This window comes from Kosakonia radicincitans DSM 16656 (assembly GCF_000280495.2).
Classification (GTDB): domain Bacteria; phylum Pseudomonadota; class Gammaproteobacteria; order Enterobacterales; family Enterobacteriaceae; genus Kosakonia; species Kosakonia radicincitans.
Genome location: NZ_CP018016.1, coordinates 1,378,554 through 1,393,939, shown reverse-complemented (window position 1 = coordinate 1,393,939; position 15,386 = coordinate 1,378,554). Strand labels below are relative to the sequence as shown.

Here is a 15,386-nt window from a genome sequence, read left to right as displayed (position 1 = left end):
CGGTACATTTCGCACCGCCTGTTCATCAGATAATGCGGTTGTTTTTGAAATCGCGCAGGAAACTGCCCCAGCGGCGTTCATAGAACGGCGTGATATGCGCCAGCATAAAGTGGCTGATACCTTTCTCGCCTTCCACCACCTGGCAAATATCGATCGGTTCATCCCCAGGCAGCGTATCTGTCGCGACGCTGCCCGCTGCATGGATGATCTCTTCGATGTCCCCTTCCGCTTCAATGCCAATCAGCAGGTTGGGTTGCTCGTCGGCCTTCTCTTTAATTGAGCAGAGAAACGCGCGTTTAACGGTTTTGATGCTTTTAAACAGCGTGGTCAGTGAATCGACCATTTGCGCAGGCGGTTCAGCTACTTCGGAAAGCAGCAGCGCCGTACCGCCTTCCAGCACTTCCTGCTGGCTGAGCGGACTGCTTTCTGCGCCCACTAAATGGCTTAACTCGCGCGGCGTGAACTCTTTGCCGGTGGGTAATTTAGCGTTGAGGAATAGCGTCTCTCCCAGCGTCATTTCAAACAGCGTACGCGCAGGCATGACCACAAATGCCTGTTCTTCGCTAACGGCCTGCTGTAAGGCTTGCAGCGAGGTAAAGAACGGAATGACCGAGTTACCGTCATCTTTTTCCCAGTGCTGCAAATCCAGCGCGCTGTCTTCGACAATCGCTTCACCTTCCGCCGCCGTACCCGGCACCCAGACGGTTGATTCCAGCAGCGTACGGAAAAAAGCCGGGCGATAAGCGGGCTCGGTCGCCGCCTGCTCCAGCAGGGTTTCTAATTCGTTTTTGCTTTCGGACATAGGTTCTCTGATTCGTTGTAGTCCATGCCTTTTGTAGGCTGGATGAGCATAATGCCATCCGGCCTACAATGACGCTTACCCGGCAGTCAATAAATTCGCGATGGTGCGTACGCCAAGCCCGGTCGCACCGGCCGCCCACTGTTCCACTGCCGCTTTGCGGTAGGTGGCGGAGCAGTCGATATGCAGCCAGCCCTGCTGGTAGTTTTCAACAAAGTGCGACAGGAACCCGGCAGCCGTGCTTGCCCCGGCCGGGAAAGAACCGCTGGCGGTGTTGTTCAATTCTGCAAAGCTGGACGGCAGCTGATTGCGGTGGAACTCCGCCAGAGGCAGACGCCAGAACGGTTCATTTTCTGCCGTCGCACTGTTGAGCAGACGGCCAGCCAGCGCATCGTCAAAGCTGAACAGCGCGTGGTAATCGTTACCCAGCGCGGTTTTCGCCGCGCCAGTCAGCGTTGCGGCATCAATGATAAACTGCGGTTTTTGCGCAGACGCATCAATCAAGCCATCCGCCAGCACCAGACGCCCTTCAGCATCGGTGTTCATGATCTCTACGGTTTTGCCGTTGCGATAATGAATAATATCGCCCAGTTTAAAGGCGTTACCGCTGATCAGGTTGTCGGCACAGCAGAGGTACAGTTTGACGCGTTTATCCAGCCCGCGGGTGATGGCGAACGCCAGCGCGCCGGTCACCAGCGCCGCGCCCCCCATATCGGATTTCATTGAATCCATTGATGAGGTTGGTTTGATGCTGTAACCGCCGGAGTCAAAGGTGATGCCTTTGCCCACCAGCGCGGCATATACCGGCGCATCCGGGTTGCCGGTCGGGTTATAGTCCAGCGCCAGCAATACCGGCGGGCGCTCAGAACCGCGACCAACGGTGTGCAGGCCAAGGTAATTCTGCTCGCGCAGATCTTCGCCTTTGGTGATGCGGTAAGAGACGTTTTCACCGCCCGCGCTGTGCAGCAGATCGACCGCGCGCTGCGCCAGTTGCTCCGGCCCTAACTCTTCTGCCGGCGCGTTGATGATGTCGCGTACCCAGTCGATGGTTTTCAGGCGGCTATCCAGCTCTTTTTGCCCGGCTTCGTCCAGCGGCGCCCACTCCACTTTGCGTGTGCCTTTCGGCCCTTTGTAACCGGCCCAGAACGCCCAGCTACGATCCGCGTCCCAGCCTTCGCCGCTCAGTGCAACGTGTTTAATGCCCAGGCCGTCGATTTTGCGCGCGGCGCGCTGAATCAGACCTAAATCGTCTTTTCCATTCAGATGCAGGGCGATGCCGTCGTTATTGATGCTCCATGAGGCTTTTTCACCCCAACGCGCATCCGCGCTTTGCGTGGTGAGTGTCACTTTCATAGCTTCTGTCATTATATTTATCCTTATCGGCAGGCGCCGGATGGCAACGTTGCCTTTTCCGGCCTACGTATGCATGAAAACGGGCCGCCCGAAGGCAGCCCGTGAGATGATTATGATGCTTCGTCTAACCAGACTAGCAGAATCGCTTCGAGAATTTTTTCATTCGATGCGTTCGGATCGTCGTCGAACTCTTCCAGCTCGCAGATCCACTGATGCATATCGGTGAAACGTACGGTTTTCGGGTCCACATCCGGGCGGCTGTCATACAGCGCCTCGCCGATTTCGCGGCTGTCGGTCCATTTCAATCCCATATCAGTGCTCCCGCGCGTGGTTAATGGTGTAACGCGGGATCTCTACCACCAGATCTTCATCGGTGACGCGCGCCTGGCAGCTTAAACGGCTGTCCGGCTCCAGACCCCAGGCTTTATCCAGCATGTCGTCTTCGTCTTCGCTGCTTTCCGGCAAAGAGTCAAACCCTTCACGCACGAGGCAGTGGCAGGTGGTGCAGGCACATGATTTTTCGCAGGCGTGCTCAATCTCGATACCGCCGCGCAGGGCAACATCAAGAATGGTTTCACCGCTCTTCGCTTCCAGAACTGCGCCATCCGGACAGAGATCCTGATGAGGCAGAAAAACAATTTTAGGCATATTAAACCTCGTCGACGGAATGGCCTTTCAGCGCGGTACGCACGGACTGATCCATACGGCGCGCGGCGAATTCCTGGGTTTGTTTATCTACATTTTTAATGGCTTGTTCTATCGCGTCGGTATCATCGCCGTCGGCCACGCTGCGCAACTGTGCAACTGCCTCGTCGATAACCTCGCGCTCTGCGGCGCTTAACAGCGCGGCATCAGCGGCGAGCGCGCCGGTTAAACTTTCCAGCACGCGCGCGGCTTCCACTTTCTGCTCCGCCAGCATGCGCGCTTTCACGTCCTGCTCGGCGAAACTCATGGAGTCTTTAATCATATTGGCGATTTCGCCGTCGGTCAGACCGTAAGAGGGTTTCACCTGGATGGAGGCTTCCACGCCGGTGGATTTCTCCATCGCAGTGACGCTCAACAGACCGTCAGCATCTACCTGGAAGGTGACACGAATATGCGCCCCACCCGCCGGCAGCGCCGGAATGCCACGCAGAGCAAAACGCGCCAGCGAACGGCAATCCGCCACCAGCTCCCGCTCACCCTGCATTACATGGATAGACATTGCGGTCTGGCCATCTTTAAAGGTCGTGAACTCCTGGGCGCGGGCCACCGGAATCGTGGTGTTGCGCGGAATAACTTTTTCCACCAGTCCGCCCATGGTTTCCAGCCCCAGCGACAGCGGAATAACATCCAGCAGCAGCATTTCGCTGTCCGGCTTGTTGCCGACCAGAATGTCTGCCTGAATCGCCGCGCCAATTGCCACTACTTTATCCGGGTCGATGGAGGTTAACGGCGTGCGGCCGAAAAATTCACCCACGCGTTCACGCACCAGCGGTACGCGAGTGGAACCGCCCACCATTACCACTTCCAGCACATCCTGCGCTTCCACGTCCGCATCTTTCAGCGCACGACGGCAGGAGAGCAGAGTGCGTTTGACAAGCGTTGAGATCATCTCTTCAAACTGCGCGCGAGTTACCACGCCCTGCCAGCCAGCCACATCAACAGTTGTGCTGTCGGCATCGCTCAGCGCAATCTTGGCGGCAATCGCCGCATCCAGAAGTTCACGTTGCTGACGCGCATCGCTGCGATCGGTAATGCCTGCCTGCTCGCTGATATAATCTGCCAGCAAGTGGTCGAAATCGTCGCCGCCGAGCGCGGAATCACCACCGGTCGCCAGCACTTCGAACACGCCGCGGCTCAGACGCAGAATGGAGATATCAAAAGTGCCGCCGCCAAGATCATAAACGGCGATAACGCCTTCTTTGCCGGAATCCAGGCCGTAGGCAATCGCCGCCGCGGTCGGCTCATTGAGCAGACGCAGCACATGCAACCCGGCTAAACGCGCAGCATCTTTCGTGCCCTGACGCTGCGCATCGTCGAAATAGGCAGGAACAGTGATCACCACGCCATCCAGTTCGCCGGAGAGCGTCTCCTGCGCGCGGGCAGCCAGCGCTTTCAGTATATCGGCAGAAACGCGGATCGGGTTGACCACGCCGCCGCGCGTCACAATCATCGGCAGGCCGTTTTCACTGGCCTGGAATTGCCACGGCAGATGCGGGTAACGCGCCTGAATATCCGCCAGACTGCGGCCCATCAGGCGTTTTACGGAGCTGATGGTATTGACCGAATCCAGCGCTGCATTGGCGCGCGCATCGTAGCCGACAACGTGGCTGTCAGCCTGGTAGTTAACCACTGAAGGGAGTAAATGGCGCCCGGCGCTGTCGGCCAGCGTTTCCGCCTGACCGCTACGCACGGTGGCAACCAGCGAATTGGTGGTGCCGAGATCGATGCCCGCCGCCAGACGACGCTGATGCGGCGCGGCGCTCAGACCCGGCTCACTGATTTGTAATAAGGCCATTATGTGCTTCCAAAAAAAATTAAAAACCGAGCAGTTTTTCTTCGAGTTGTTCTGTTGAGCTGCGCAGTTTATCGAGAAAACGCAGTTTACGCACGGTATCCGCCGCGACGTCCCACGTCTGATTGTCGAGTTGTTCCACCATCTGCTGGTGGCGGGCGTCGTACATCCCTTTTACCCGCTTCTGGAACGCTTCCAGACGGCCGCTGTCTTCCGCACGCTCGATCTCATCCAGCTCTTCGCGCAGCTCAAGCTGCTCCATCAAAAAGGCCGTGTCGCGAACGGTGTGCTGTTCAGAAGCTAAATCGAAGCCGTGCAGCGACAGCAAATATTCCGCGCGGGAGAGCGGATTGCGCAGGGTTTGCCACGCCTGATTAATGGTAGCGGATTGTTGGACCGCAGCCAGTTGTTCCGCCTGCGGGCGGCTGGCAAAGCGATCGGGGTGGAACTGCCGTTGCAGATCCTGGAAACGTGTCGCCAGCGCCTGAACGTCAAGCAGGTATTGGGCCGGCAACCCAAAGAGGGTGAAGTAATCCATAACAATTCCGGGTGTGCAATCGAAGCAAACCCCACGCGCAGCATGCTGCGGTGGGGTCAATGGGTAGGCGATCAGACGTTGAAGCTTTCGCCGCAACCGCACTCGTCTTTGACGTTAGGGTTGGTGAATTTAAACCCTTCGTTCAGGCCTTCTTTGACAAAGTCCAGTTGAGTGCCGTCGAGGAATTGCAGGCTTTTGCCGTCAACCACTACCTTCACGCCTTTGTCTTCGAACACCGTATCTTCTTCAGTCGGCGCGTCAACAAACTCCAGCACGTAGGCCATACCAGAACAACCGGAGGTTCTGACCCCCAGACGCAGACCAAACCCTTTGCCACGGTTGGCCAGGAAGGTATTTACTCGCGCGGCAGCACTGTCGCTCAGGCTAATGGACATGACAACAACCTCCTGCCTTATTTCGCTTCTTGTTTGCTTTTGTAGTCCGCAATCGCGGCTTTGATCGCATCTTCCGCCAGGATAGAGCAGTGGATTTTCACCGGCGGCAACTCCAGCTCTTCAGCGATATCGGTGTTTTTGATCGCCTGCGCTTCGTCCAGTGACTTGCCTTTCACCCACTCAGTTACCAGCGAGCTGGAAGCGATCGCCGAGCCACAACCGTAGGTTTTGAAACGCGCGTCTTCGATGATGCCTTTATCGTTAACTTTGATTTGCAGCTTCATGACGTCGCCACACGCTGGCGCGCCAACCATGCCGCTACCGACGCTGTCGTCGCCGTTGTCGAACGAGCCAACGTTGCGCGGATTTTCGTAGTGATCGATTACTTTTTCGCTATAAGCCATGATTAAATTCTCCTGTTTCCGCAACCGTTATTAGTGATGAGCCCATTCGATGGAGTTGATATCCACGCCCTGTTTGAACATTTCCCACAGCGGAGAGAGTTCGCGCAGACGGCCGATGGATTTACGCACCAGTTCGATGGTGTAGTCGATCTCTTCAACGGTGGTAAAACGACCTAAAGAGAAACGGATGGAGCTGTGCGCCAGCTCATCGCTCATACCCAGTGCGCGCAGCACGTAGGACGGTTCCAGGCTTGCGGAAGTACAGGCAGAACCGGAAGAAACAGCCAGATCTTTCAGCGCCATGATCAGCGACTCGCCTTCAACGTAGTTAAAGCTGACGTTGAGGATGTTCGGTGCGCCGTGCTCAAGATCGCCGTTCAGGTAAACTTCTTCGATATCGTTGATGCCGTTCCACAGACGGCTACGCAGACCGCGCAGACGCTCCATTTCGCTCGCCATCTCTTCTTTGGCAATACGGTAAGCTTCGCCCATGCCAACGATCTGGTGAACAGGCAACGTACCGGAACGCATACCGCGCTCGTGACCGCCGCCGTGCATCTGCGCTTCAATACGGATACGCGGTTTACGGCGTACGTACAGAGCGCCAATACCTTTCGGCCCATAGATTTTATGGCCGGAGAAGGACATCAGATCCACTTTCAGCTGGCTTAAGTCGATCGGCAGTTTGCCGACGCTCTGAGTAGCATCAACGTGATAAATAATGCCGCGAGCACGGCACATTTCGCCGATGGTTGCGATGTCCTGCACCACGCCGATTTCGTTGTTCACATGCATGATGGAGACGAGGATGGTGTCGTCACGCATCGCCGCTTCCAGCTCTTTCAGATCGATAATGCCGTTGCGCTGCGGGGCGAGGTAAGTCACTTCAAACCCTTCGCGCTCAAGCTGGCGACAGGTGTCCAGCACGGCTTTGTGTTCGGTTTTGCTGGTGATGATGTGCTTGCCTTTTTTCTGATAAAAGTTGGCAGCACCTTTGATCGCCAGGTTGTCGGATTCGGTCGCGCCGGAGGTGAAGACGATTTCGCGCGGGTCGGCACCCACCAGTTCAGCGATCTGGTTACGGGCGATATCTACCGCTTCTTCAGCTTGCCAGCCAAAACGGTGTGAACGGGAGGCTGGGTTACCAAAGGTCCCGTCCAGAGTGAGAAACTGCATCATTTTCTCGGCAACACGCGGATCCACCGGCGTAGTTGCGGAGTAATCGAGATAGATCGGTAATTTCATTGCTCTTTAAACTCCGTACATCGCTCTAATGCAAGGAATCAGGCAACCGGCTGGATGTACGACCGTGTTAACGGGGCACATCGATGTGCCCCGGCCCAATTCTGAATACTGTTTTTTATTATGCGCGCAGTTTAACGTCGATAGCGTCTTGTGCGCGGGTGGTGCGATGGGATTCAGTGCTGTGCTGACGATCGGACACATCGAGAATTTCCTGGTTATTGACCAGTTCACCCAGTGTGATGTTGTTGAGGAAACCGGTCAGACGGTCGCTCAGATCGCGCCACAGCGCATGGGTCAAACACTTATCGCCACCCTGGCAGCCGCTTTTACCCTGGCAACGGGTTGCGTCTACCGATTCGTCAACAGCGCTGATCACTTCGCCCACGGCGATGCTGCTCGCATCTTTGCCCAGCAGATAACCACCGCCAGGACCACGCACGCTGGCCACCAGGCCATTTTTACGCAGACGGGAGAACAGCTGCTCCAGATAGGACAGGGAAATTCCCTGACGCTCAGAAATATCAGCTAACGGAACCGGGCCCGCTTCGGAGTTGAGTGCAACGTCCAGCATTGCGGTCACGGCATAACGCCCTTTCGATGTCAGTCTCATGTCTTACAAGCCTCAAACTCGCCCCTGCCCGGGCTATATTATTTAATATGTTAATGTTGCATAGCGGTTGCAAGTCTGACATTCCCGACTAAATTGGTCAACTATTTAGTTGACTAAATTAGTCAGGTATTTGACTTTTCGTGCTTAACATAAATACCGGGTGGCACGTTGCCCTTTCCGGCCTACTGGCGCGGGGCTTGTAGACTGATGAGCGCCAGCAAATCACGCTTTATGCTGCTGCTCAATAGAGGCCAGAATACCGCGCAGGATATTCAGTTCCTGGCTTTCCGGGCGCGCACGCGTGAACAGACGGCGCAGCTTGTTCATCACCTGGCCGGGATGGTTTTCGCGGATAAAACCGGTCGCCAGCAGCGTCTTTTCCAGATGCTCGTAAAAGCGCTCAAGATCGTCGACCAGCGGATACGGCGTCTCTTCATGTTCTGCAGAAGATTCACTCTCCTGCGTCGCCAGCCAGGCCATACGCACTTCATAAGCGATAACCTGCACCGCCATCGCCAGGTTCAGCGAGCTGTACTCCGGGTTAGCGGCAATCGCCACGTGATAATGGCACTTTTGCAGTTCTTCATTCGTCAGGCCGACACGCTCGCGGCCGAACACCAGCGCCACCGGCGCGTGTTCTGCTTCCGCGACGCTTTTTAATCCGCATTCGCGCGGATCGAGCATCGGCCATGGGAGCGTACGTGAGCGGGCGCTGGTGCCAACCACCAGGCTACAGCCAGCTAATGCTTCATCCAGCGTATCGACAATGTGCGCACTGCCGATGACATCGCTGGCACCTGCCGCCAGAGCGATGGCCTGTGAATCCGGTTTAACCAGCGGGTTAACCAGCCACAGATTCGTCAACCCCATTGTTTTCATTGCACGGGCAACAGAGCCCATGTTGCCGGTGTGGGAGGTTTCCACCAGTACGATTCGAATATTTTGCAGCATAGATTTTCAACGGCTAAAGAATATTCGTGCATATTATCATAAACCGAAGACATATTCCGAATTGGCTGCTATTATGTGCGCCGTTTTCCGTTCTTTAACATCCAGTGAGAGAGACCGATGCATCCGATGCTGAACATCGCCGTGCGTGCTGCGCGCAAGGCGGGTAATTTAATTGCCAAAAACTACGAAACTCCCGATGCCGTAGAAACCAGCCAGAAAGGCAGCAATGATTTCGTGACCAACGTTGATAAAGCTGCTGAAGCAGTGATTATTGACACCATCCGCAAATCTTACCCGCAACACACCATCATCACCGAAGAGAGTGGCGAGCACGAAGGCACTGACCAGGATGTGCAATGGGTTATCGATCCACTGGATGGCACCACCAACTTCATCAAACGTTTGCCGCATTTCGCGGTATCTATCGCCGTTCGTATTAAAGGCCGCACTGAAGTTGCGGTGGTTTACGATCCGATGCGTAACGAACTTTTCACTGCAACCCGTGGCCAGGGCGCACAGCTTAACGGCTACCGTCTGCGCGGCAGCAATGCCCGCGATCTGGATGGTACCATTCTGGCGACCGGTTTCCCGTTCAAAGCAAAACAGCACGCGACGACCTACATTAACGTTGTCGGCAAACTGTTTACCGAATGCGCGGACTTCCGCCGCACCGGTTCCGCCGCGCTGGATCTGGCCTATGTTGCCGCAGGCCGCGTTGATGGTTTCTTTGAAATCGGGCTGAAACCGTGGGATTTCGCCGCAGGCGAGCTGCTGGTGCGTGAAGCGGGTGGTCTGGTGTGTGATTTCACCGGCGGCCACAACTACATGATGACTGGCAACATCGTTGCAGGTAACCCGCGTGTCGTAAAAGCCATGCTGGCAAACATGCGCGAAGAACTGAGCGACGCGCTGAAACGCTGAGATGTTTATTGCCCGATGGCGCTTTGCTTATCGGGCCTACAGCTTACGTATTCCATCATGGTTCGTGTATGTCGCCCAGGCCGGATAAGGCGTAAGCCGCCATCCGGCACTATCAAAACGGCCGCAAACCGCCGCCCGGCGGTAACGCGCTGACCCACATCACCACCGCCGCACTTATCAACAACACCCCTCCCGCCAGAGCCAGCGTTGTCCAGCCTACCTGTCGCCATAATACCGGCGTCTGCTGGCCGCTGAGTTTTACCGCTAACTGACGAAAACCATGTACCAGTAGCGCCAGCGCACTGATGGTCAGTGACGTGCCCGCCGCCATCACCAACGCTGACGCCACGCCCCAGGCAAAAACGCCAATCACTTTGCTGAACAGCAACACCATGATCGCACCAGAGCACGGGCGCATCCCCATGGATAACACAATCATCAACCTGGCTCGCCAGTCTTCACCGCTTTGCAGTTGCGAAGAAGTCGGCAGATGCTGATGCCCACAGCCGCAGCCTTCGTGGTGTACATGATGTGGCGTAAACGTGCGAAATACTGGTTTTTGCCGCAGAGCAAACAACTTTTTCAGCGCCCGCCAGCACAGCATCAGCCCCAGCACGCCGACCAGCAGGTAGCTGCCCTTCTCCAGCCAGTAACCGCTTAAATGCAGTTGCCGTGCAGGTAACGTCAGAATGTTCAGCACTACCACCACTAACGTAACCGCCACCAGCCCCTGCAACAGCGAGGAAGCCAGTGTCAGCATAATACCGGAACGCAATTTAGAGGGATGCGTGGCAAGCCAGGTGGCGATCACCACTTTGCCGTGTCCTGGCCCCAGCGCATGCAACACGCCATAGACAAAGCTGAACAACAGCAGCGAACCGCCCGCTTTGGTTGGGTTTTCCGCCACCGCTTTCAGCAATGCGCTCATTTGTATATTCACATTGCGCTGCCAGATCGCGCTTTTGATCATCACCTGCGGCCACACCTGCCACAACCAAAAACCGGCAATAAGCGCACAGAGCATAAACAGCAGCAGCGGCCACCATGCCAGCAGGCGGCGGGAACGGGGACGAACACCGGATATCACTGACATGAGAGGGTTACCGTTTGTGCAAATTGTTTGCCTAATTCCATGTCTTCCTCCGGCGCATCGGCTTTGTCCAGCGACTGCGCATAATTCAGCACCTCTTCGCCGGGTTTAGGGGTATGAACGGCCAGCTTACAGGATTTCTGCAACTCTGCAGGCAGAGACGCATCGCTCGCTTTGTCGTAACTCATATCGACAAAATAGGTGGGATCAAAGGTAGAAAAAGTATATTGCTGGCCGCTAAGCGGCTGCGGCTCGGCGAGCGGCAGGATAAACGTCAACACCGCCTGATGCCCTTCCCGCTCCATACCATATTCCGTCGGTCGGTTGAGGAATTTTACTTTCTGCCCGTTGTGCCAGACCTCAGTAAAATAGTGCTGACCAAGTACATTCGCCATCACTTCCGCCGCCAGTTTTTTCCACACCTCATCGCCTGGCTGCGCATTGCCCGCATCATAAAGCAGATCCGCTGAAGTGATCTCATCCATTGTCCAGCGCATTTTCAGGCCGGAGAAGTGACCATTCTCTGCTAATACTTGTGTTTTCAGCTGGATAAAACTGTGCGGGTGCGCGCTTACCGTAAACGATAAAAGCGCGAGAAACACGCCCGTGACGCATTGTTTAACTGCTTGCATCTGTTCCTCACGTGAAAAATTCTGTGATGCTCTCCGGCAATCCTGAATGAAAGCACCGCGGCTTCGCTATCGCTGAGCATACCTTTAACTACGCTTATCAAACACCCTAACTGGAATCTGACAGATGACTATTGTAATGACACCGCCATCTGCGCTCTCCAGTCCGCAGCGCCGCTGCCAGGTGCTGTTGATGCTTGCCCTGCCGGGGCAAAGCGTCAGCCTGGAACATATCAGCGCCGTGAATGGCGTTGATGATGCCGCAGCCCGGCAGGATATTGACGAGACCAACAGTGAAATCCAGCGTTACCACCGGATTTCCATCGTGCGCCAGCACAACGGCAGCTATCGGATTGAAGGCGCTCCCCTCGACCAGCGCTTATGCCTGCTGCACTGGTTGCGTCGCGCGCTGCGGCTGTGCCCGCAATTTATCACGCAACAGTTTACCCCGTTGTTAAAAACAGCGCTTAAACAACAAGGCATTGCCCGAACCCTGTATGACGACACCAATCTGCGCGCCTTAATTAACCTCTGCGCCCGTCGTTTACAACGCTCGATTGAGTGCCGGGATATGCAGTTTCTCTGCCTCTACTTGCAGTATTGTCTGTTACAAAACCATCACGGGCAGACGCCGGAATTTACCCCAGTGCAACAAACCTGGGCGCAAATGCGCGCCGAATACCTGGTCGCGCACGATATTGTGCGCCACTGGCAGCGCCGGGTAGCGGCAGTGCCGCAGGAAAATGAGCATCTGTTTCTGTCGCTGCTCTTTATGCTGGTGCGCACGCCCGATCCGCTTCGCGACCAGCATCAGCAGGATCGCCGTCTGCAACAGGCGATTGCCCGAATGATTGCCCGCTTTCACCAGCTTGCCGGGTTACGTTTTAGTGATGAGCAAGGTTTAACCGCGCAGCTTTATATTCATCTGGCGCAGGCGCTGGATCGCTGTCTGTTTGGCATCGGCATTGATAACAGCCTGCCGGAAGAGATCCATCGCCTCTACCCACGTCTAATGCGCACCACGCGTGAGGCATTACAGGAGCTGGAAGATGAATACGCACTGCGCTTTAGCGATGAAGAAGCGGGGCTGGTCGCGGTGATTTTCGGCGCCTGGCTGATGCAGGCGACCGACTTGCATGAGAAACAGGTGGTGTTGCTTACCGGCGATGACACGGCGCGCGAGCAGCAGATTGAGCAGCAACTACGCGAGTTAACGCTGCTGCCGCTGACCATCAACTACCTGCCGCTGGCGGAGTTTCGCAATGTGGGCGCACCAAAGGATGTGTCGTTAGTCATCACCCCTTACACCACACCGCTGCCGCTCTTTTCCCCGCCGCTCATCCATGCCGTCGAGTCGCTGAGTTCACAGCAACAACAGCATATTCGCACCATGCTGGAAGGTTAGCTGGCAACCGGCTGCTGGGCGGCCACTTTCGGTCGCAGGAACAGTGCCGGGATTGCCAGCAGCGCCATTACGAAAAACAACCCCTGATGCAGATATTCGAACAGGAATCCTGCAAACATGGTCATCACGGCAATACTGCCGCCCATCGCCACGGCGGAATAAATCGCCTGTAAACGGATCACTTCGCTGCCCTTACGGGCGGAGATATAACGCATACCCGCAAGATGGCAAACGGTAAAGGTTCCGCAGTGCAGGATTTGTGTGGCAATCAGCCACGGTAACTCTGTGGTCCAGCCCATCAAGCTCCAGCGCACCAGCCCGCAGACGGCGGAAAGCAGCAGTAGATCGCGGGCGCTGAAGCGGCGGAAAAGCCGGTTACTGAGGGCGAAGATCACCACTTCAGCCACCACGCCTAACGACCAAAGGTAGCCCACCGTCGAGGCGGAATAACCGGCCGATTGCCAGTAAATCGCACTGAAACCGTAGTAGGCAGCATGCGCGCCCTGCAGTAACGACACGCACGCCAGAAAACGCCAGTTTTGCACAAACAGCGCGCGCCAGGCTGACCAGCCAGCACCTTCCTGATGGCGGCTTTCACCCTGCGGCAGAATGGACGGGCGCAGCAGCATCCCCAGCAGCATTGAGGCGGCGCCCAGCGTCAGCATCGCCAGAATCGCCCGATAATCATAGAGGCTCACCAACTTACCGGTCAGCGCCGAGCCAATCACAAAGGCGATCGATCCCCATAACCGGACCCGGCCATAATCCATCGGGAACTGTTTTTGCCAGGTGCCCGCCAGCGCATCGGTGAGCGGCACTAACGGTGAGAAAAAGAGGTTGAAACCGACAATGATCACCGCCAACCACGCAACATGGCTGCCAGCATAAAACGCCAGCGCAAACAGTAATGTCGCCAGCGCGAGCACACGTAGTGCGGTGATTAAACGAGAAGGATCGCTCACGCGCGGAGCAATCAGCAGGCTCCCCAGGAAACGAGCCACCAGCCCTGCGCCAAGCAGCATGCCAATGATTTCCGGCGTCAGGCCAACGCCTTTGAGCCAGACGCTCCAGAAGGGTAAGAAAATACCGTAGCTAAAAAAGTAGGTGAAGTAAGCGAGCGCCAGCCAGCGCGTGGACTGCAAGACCATGATTTCCTCCTGAATGGTGGCGATAGTCTGGAGGCAAATGGCAAGGCTTGCAAGTAACAATCAGATAACACGCGCGCTCGCGCAACTTATTAACGGATATAGGAATCGAGTACGCTGAGCACGACATCGAGATCGGCCTCGCGCTTGATTTCATCGTTTTCATGGACAATGTGATCCGTCAAATGCCCCTTGATCACTTCGCGCATCAAGCCGTTTACTGCGCCACGAATGGCGGCGATTTGCTGCAAGACTTGCGAGCATTCATGGGGCTCGTCGAGCATTTTTTTCAGCGCCGCTACCTGCCCTTCAATTTTGCTGGCCCGCGCTTTCAGCTTTCGTTTATCCCTGATGGTATGCGACATACAGCCCTCTACTCATTCATGCGTAACGGATATCAGCATACCATGCATTAACTGGGGGGGAGTTTATTTCTACTGGGGGATAGTATTTTTTACTGGGGGGGAGTAGATTAAAGCGCACAAAATGTTATCGAGAATTATTCTCATGAACGACTTCACCACTCTTTTTCAGCAAGGGAATGCCTGGTTTTTTATCCCCAGCGCGATACTGCTTGGTGCGTTGCACGGCCTGGAACCGGGCCACTCAAAGACGATGATGGCAGCCTTTATCATCGCTATCAAAGGCACCGTCAAACAGGCGGTGATGCTGGGGCTGGCAGCCACGCTGTCGCATACGGTTGTCGTCTGGCTGATTGCGCTGGGCGGCATGTATCTCAGCGGCAAGTTCACGGCGCAATCTGTGGAGCCCTGGCTGCAAATGGTTTCTGCGGTCATCATCATCGGTACCGCAGCATGGATGTTTTTACGCACCTGGCAGGGTGAGCACGCCTGGAAAAATGATCATCACAACGACCACGATCATCACCACCATCATTCTCACGATCACCACCATGATCATGAGCATTCGCATCACAGCCGCGGGCTGATCTTCCAGCCTGTTCAGGCCGTCAGTCTGGCGCAGCCGGCCATTCTGTCGGTGCGTAAGGTGGTGAAAGAAGAGGAGTATCAGGATGCGCACGAACGGGCGCATGCCAGGGATATTGAGCGTCGCTTTAACGGGACGGAAGTGACCAATGGGCAGATCCTGCTGTTTGGTCTGACCGGCGGGCTGATCCCCTGCCCGGCGGCGATCACCATTCTGCTGATCTGTATTCAGCTCAAAGCGCTGACGCTGGGCGCCACGCTGGTAATCTGTTTCAGTATCGGCCTTGCGCTGACGCTGGTCGCAGTCGGCGTCGGTGCAGCTTTTAGCGTACAGCAGGCGGCAAAACGCTGGTCCGGCTTCAATACGATCGCCCGTAAAGCCCCTTACTTCTCCAGCGCGCTGATCGCGCTGGTCGGAATGTATATGGGCATTCACGGTTACGCCAGCTTACAGTAA

18 protein-coding genes are annotated in these 15,386 nt (G+C 55.9%); 3 read left to right on the top strand and 15 right to left on the bottom strand.

The genetic code is table 11. The features are described from left to right. Window positions 1-25 precede the first annotated feature (25 nt). The 11 genes from sseB to trmJ all read right to left on the bottom strand — a co-directional run bounded on the left by sseB (window position 26) and on the right by trmJ (window position 8,792). Window positions 26-802 carry an enhanced serine sensitivity protein SseB gene (gene sseB / locus Y71_RS06980; RefSeq protein ID WP_007370811.1) on the bottom strand — a complete coding sequence of 259 codons (777 nt, stop codon included), beginning with the start codon at window positions 800-802 and terminating at the stop codon, window positions 26-28. A gap of 75 nt (window positions 803-877) precedes the next feature. Next, on the bottom strand, window positions 878-2,164 hold the full coding sequence (pepB, locus tag Y71_RS06975; protein ID WP_007370810.1) for an aminopeptidase PepB: 1,287 nt from the start codon (window positions 2,162-2,164) through the stop codon (window positions 878-880). Window positions 2,165-2,262: 98 nt separating this feature from the next. Next, a complete protein-coding gene (iscX, locus tag Y71_RS06970; protein ID WP_007370809.1) occupies window positions 2,263-2,463 on the bottom strand; it encodes a Fe-S cluster assembly protein IscX in 201 nt (66 codons plus the stop codon). A gap of 1 nt (window position 2,464) precedes the next feature. Further along, window positions 2,465-2,800, bottom strand: coding sequence for an ISC system 2Fe-2S type ferredoxin (fdx, locus tag Y71_RS06965; protein ID WP_007370808.1), 336 nt, complete (start codon window positions 2,798-2,800; stop codon window positions 2,465-2,467). Window position 2,801: 1 nt separating this feature from the next. Beyond that, window positions 2,802-4,652, bottom strand: coding sequence for a Fe-S protein assembly chaperone HscA (gene hscA / locus Y71_RS06960; protein ID WP_007370807.1), 1,851 nt, complete (start codon window positions 4,650-4,652; stop codon window positions 2,802-2,804). Between the two features lie 19 nt (window positions 4,653-4,671). Continuing rightward, window positions 4,672-5,187, bottom strand: coding sequence for a co-chaperone HscB (hscB, locus tag Y71_RS06955; RefSeq protein WP_007370806.1), 516 nt, complete (start codon window positions 5,185-5,187; stop codon window positions 4,672-4,674). Between the two features lie 71 nt (window positions 5,188-5,258). Further along, window positions 5,259-5,582 carry an iron-sulfur cluster assembly protein IscA gene (gene iscA, locus Y71_RS06950; protein ID WP_007370805.1) on the bottom strand — a complete coding sequence of 108 codons (324 nt, stop codon included), beginning with the start codon at window positions 5,580-5,582 and terminating at the stop codon, window positions 5,259-5,261. Window positions 5,583-5,599: 17 nt separating this feature from the next. Continuing rightward, window positions 5,600-5,986 carry a Fe-S cluster assembly scaffold IscU gene (iscU, locus tag Y71_RS06945; protein WP_007370804.1) on the bottom strand — a complete coding sequence of 129 codons (387 nt, stop codon included), beginning with the start codon at window positions 5,984-5,986 and terminating at the stop codon, window positions 5,600-5,602. 30 nt (window positions 5,987-6,016) lie between these two features. After that, window positions 6,017-7,231: a cysteine desulfurase gene (gene iscS, locus Y71_RS06940; protein WP_007370803.1), complete on the bottom strand. Its 1,215-nt coding sequence runs from the start codon at window positions 7,229-7,231 to the stop codon at window positions 6,017-6,019. Window positions 7,232-7,349: 118 nt separating this feature from the next. Continuing rightward, window positions 7,350-7,841: a Fe-S cluster assembly transcriptional regulator IscR gene (gene iscR / locus Y71_RS06935; RefSeq protein ID WP_007370802.1), complete on the bottom strand. Its 492-nt coding sequence runs from the start codon at window positions 7,839-7,841 to the stop codon at window positions 7,350-7,352. A 222-nt stretch (window positions 7,842-8,063) separates the two neighbouring features. Beyond that, window positions 8,064-8,792, bottom strand: a complete 729-nt coding sequence (trmJ, locus tag Y71_RS06930) for a tRNA (cytosine(32)/uridine(32)-2'-O)-methyltransferase TrmJ (RefSeq protein ID WP_007370801.1) — start codon at window positions 8,790-8,792, stop codon at window positions 8,064-8,066. A 117-nt stretch (window positions 8,793-8,909) separates the two neighbouring features. Here trmJ and suhB point away from each other — a divergent pair, with 117 nt between their 5' ends. Next, on the top strand, window positions 8,910-9,713 hold the full coding sequence (suhB, locus tag Y71_RS06925) for an inositol-1-monophosphatase (protein WP_007370800.1): 804 nt from the start codon (window positions 8,910-8,912) through the stop codon (window positions 9,711-9,713). Between the two features lie 112 nt (window positions 9,714-9,825). Here the strand turns inward: suhB and Y71_RS06920 are convergent, their stop codons facing one another. Both Y71_RS06920 and Y71_RS06915 read right to left on the bottom strand, forming a co-directional pair. Then, entirely contained in the window at window positions 9,826-10,806 is a 981-nt protein-coding gene (locus tag Y71_RS06920; protein WP_007370799.1) for a nickel/cobalt transporter, read from the bottom strand. Beyond that, window positions 10,797-11,435, bottom strand: a complete 639-nt coding sequence (locus Y71_RS06915) for a DUF1007 family protein (RefSeq protein ID WP_007370798.1) — start codon at window positions 11,433-11,435, stop codon at window positions 10,797-10,799. The genes Y71_RS06920 and Y71_RS06915 overlap by 10 nt, the downstream gene beginning before the upstream one ends. A gap of 124 nt (window positions 11,436-11,559) precedes the next feature. Between Y71_RS06915 and csiE the strand changes: the two genes are divergently transcribed. After that, entirely contained in the window at window positions 11,560-12,837 is a 1,278-nt protein-coding gene (gene csiE, locus Y71_RS06910) for a stationary phase inducible protein CsiE (protein ID WP_007370797.1), read from the top strand. On the opposite strand, the gene Y71_RS06905 is transcribed toward csiE, so the two are convergent. Together Y71_RS06905 and rcnR are read right to left on the bottom strand one after the other, a co-directional pair. Then, window positions 12,834-13,985 carry a 3-phenylpropionate MFS transporter gene (locus Y71_RS06905; RefSeq protein WP_007370796.1) on the bottom strand — a complete coding sequence of 384 codons (1,152 nt, stop codon included), beginning with the start codon at window positions 13,983-13,985 and terminating at the stop codon, window positions 12,834-12,836. The two genes, csiE and Y71_RS06905, sit on opposite strands and share 4 nt — an antisense overlap. 89 nt (window positions 13,986-14,074) lie before the next feature. Beyond that, window positions 14,075-14,347 carry a Ni(II)/Co(II)-binding transcriptional repressor RcnR gene (gene rcnR / locus Y71_RS06900; protein ID WP_007370795.1) on the bottom strand — a complete coding sequence of 91 codons (273 nt, stop codon included), beginning with the start codon at window positions 14,345-14,347 and terminating at the stop codon, window positions 14,075-14,077. 142 nt (window positions 14,348-14,489) lie between these two features. Here rcnR and Y71_RS06895 point away from each other — a divergent pair, with 142 nt between their 5' ends. After that, entirely contained in the window at window positions 14,490-15,386 is an 897-nt protein-coding gene (locus Y71_RS06895; protein WP_007370794.1) for a nickel/cobalt efflux protein RcnA, read from the top strand.

Coding starts and splice junctions, on each gene's coding strand:
- sseB (WP_007370811.1), bottom strand. CDS start 802: ATGTCCGAAAGCAAAAACGAATTAGAAACCCTGCTGGAGCAGGCGGCG.
- pepB (WP_007370810.1), bottom strand. CDS start 2,164: ATGACAGAAGCTATGAAAGTGACACTCACCACGCAAAGCGCGGATGCG.
- iscX (WP_007370809.1), bottom strand. CDS start 2,463: ATGGGATTGAAATGGACCGACAGCCGCGAAATCGGCGAGGCGCTGTAT.
- fdx (WP_007370808.1), bottom strand. CDS start 2,800: ATGCCTAAAATTGTTTTTCTGCCTCATCAGGATCTCTGTCCGGATGGC.
- hscA (WP_007370807.1), bottom strand. CDS start 4,652: ATGGCCTTATTACAAATCAGTGAGCCGGGTCTGAGCGCCGCGCCGCAT.
- hscB (WP_007370806.1), bottom strand. CDS start 5,187: ATGGATTACTTCACCCTCTTTGGGTTGCCGGCCCAATACCTGCTTGAC.
- iscA (WP_007370805.1), bottom strand. CDS start 5,582: ATGTCCATTAGCCTGAGCGACAGTGCTGCCGCGCGAGTAAATACCTTC.
- iscU (WP_007370804.1), bottom strand. CDS start 5,986: ATGGCTTATAGCGAAAAAGTAATCGATCACTACGAAAATCCGCGCAAC.
- iscS (WP_007370803.1), bottom strand. CDS start 7,231: ATGAAATTACCGATCTATCTCGATTACTCCGCAACTACGCCGGTGGAT.
- iscR (WP_007370802.1), bottom strand. CDS start 7,841: ATGAGACTGACATCGAAAGGGCGTTATGCCGTGACCGCAATGCTGGAC.
- trmJ (WP_007370801.1), bottom strand. CDS start 8,792: ATGCTGCAAAATATTCGAATCGTACTGGTGGAAACCTCCCACACCGGC.
- suhB (WP_007370800.1), top strand. CDS start 8,910: ATGCATCCGATGCTGAACATCGCCGTGCGTGCTGCGCGCAAGGCGGGT.
- Y71_RS06920 (WP_007370799.1), bottom strand. CDS start 10,806: ATGTCAGTGATATCCGGTGTTCGTCCCCGTTCCCGCCGCCTGCTGGCA.
- Y71_RS06915 (WP_007370798.1), bottom strand. CDS start 11,435: ATGCAAGCAGTTAAACAATGCGTCACGGGCGTGTTTCTCGCGCTTTTA.
- csiE (WP_007370797.1), top strand. CDS start 11,560: ATGACTATTGTAATGACACCGCCATCTGCGCTCTCCAGTCCGCAGCGC.
- Y71_RS06905 (WP_007370796.1), bottom strand. CDS start 13,985: ATGGTCTTGCAGTCCACGCGCTGGCTGGCGCTCGCTTACTTCACCTAC.
- rcnR (WP_007370795.1), bottom strand. CDS start 14,347: ATGTCGCATACCATCAGGGATAAACGAAAGCTGAAAGCGCGGGCCAGC.
- Y71_RS06895 (WP_007370794.1), top strand. CDS start 14,490: ATGAACGACTTCACCACTCTTTTTCAGCAAGGGAATGCCTGGTTTTTT.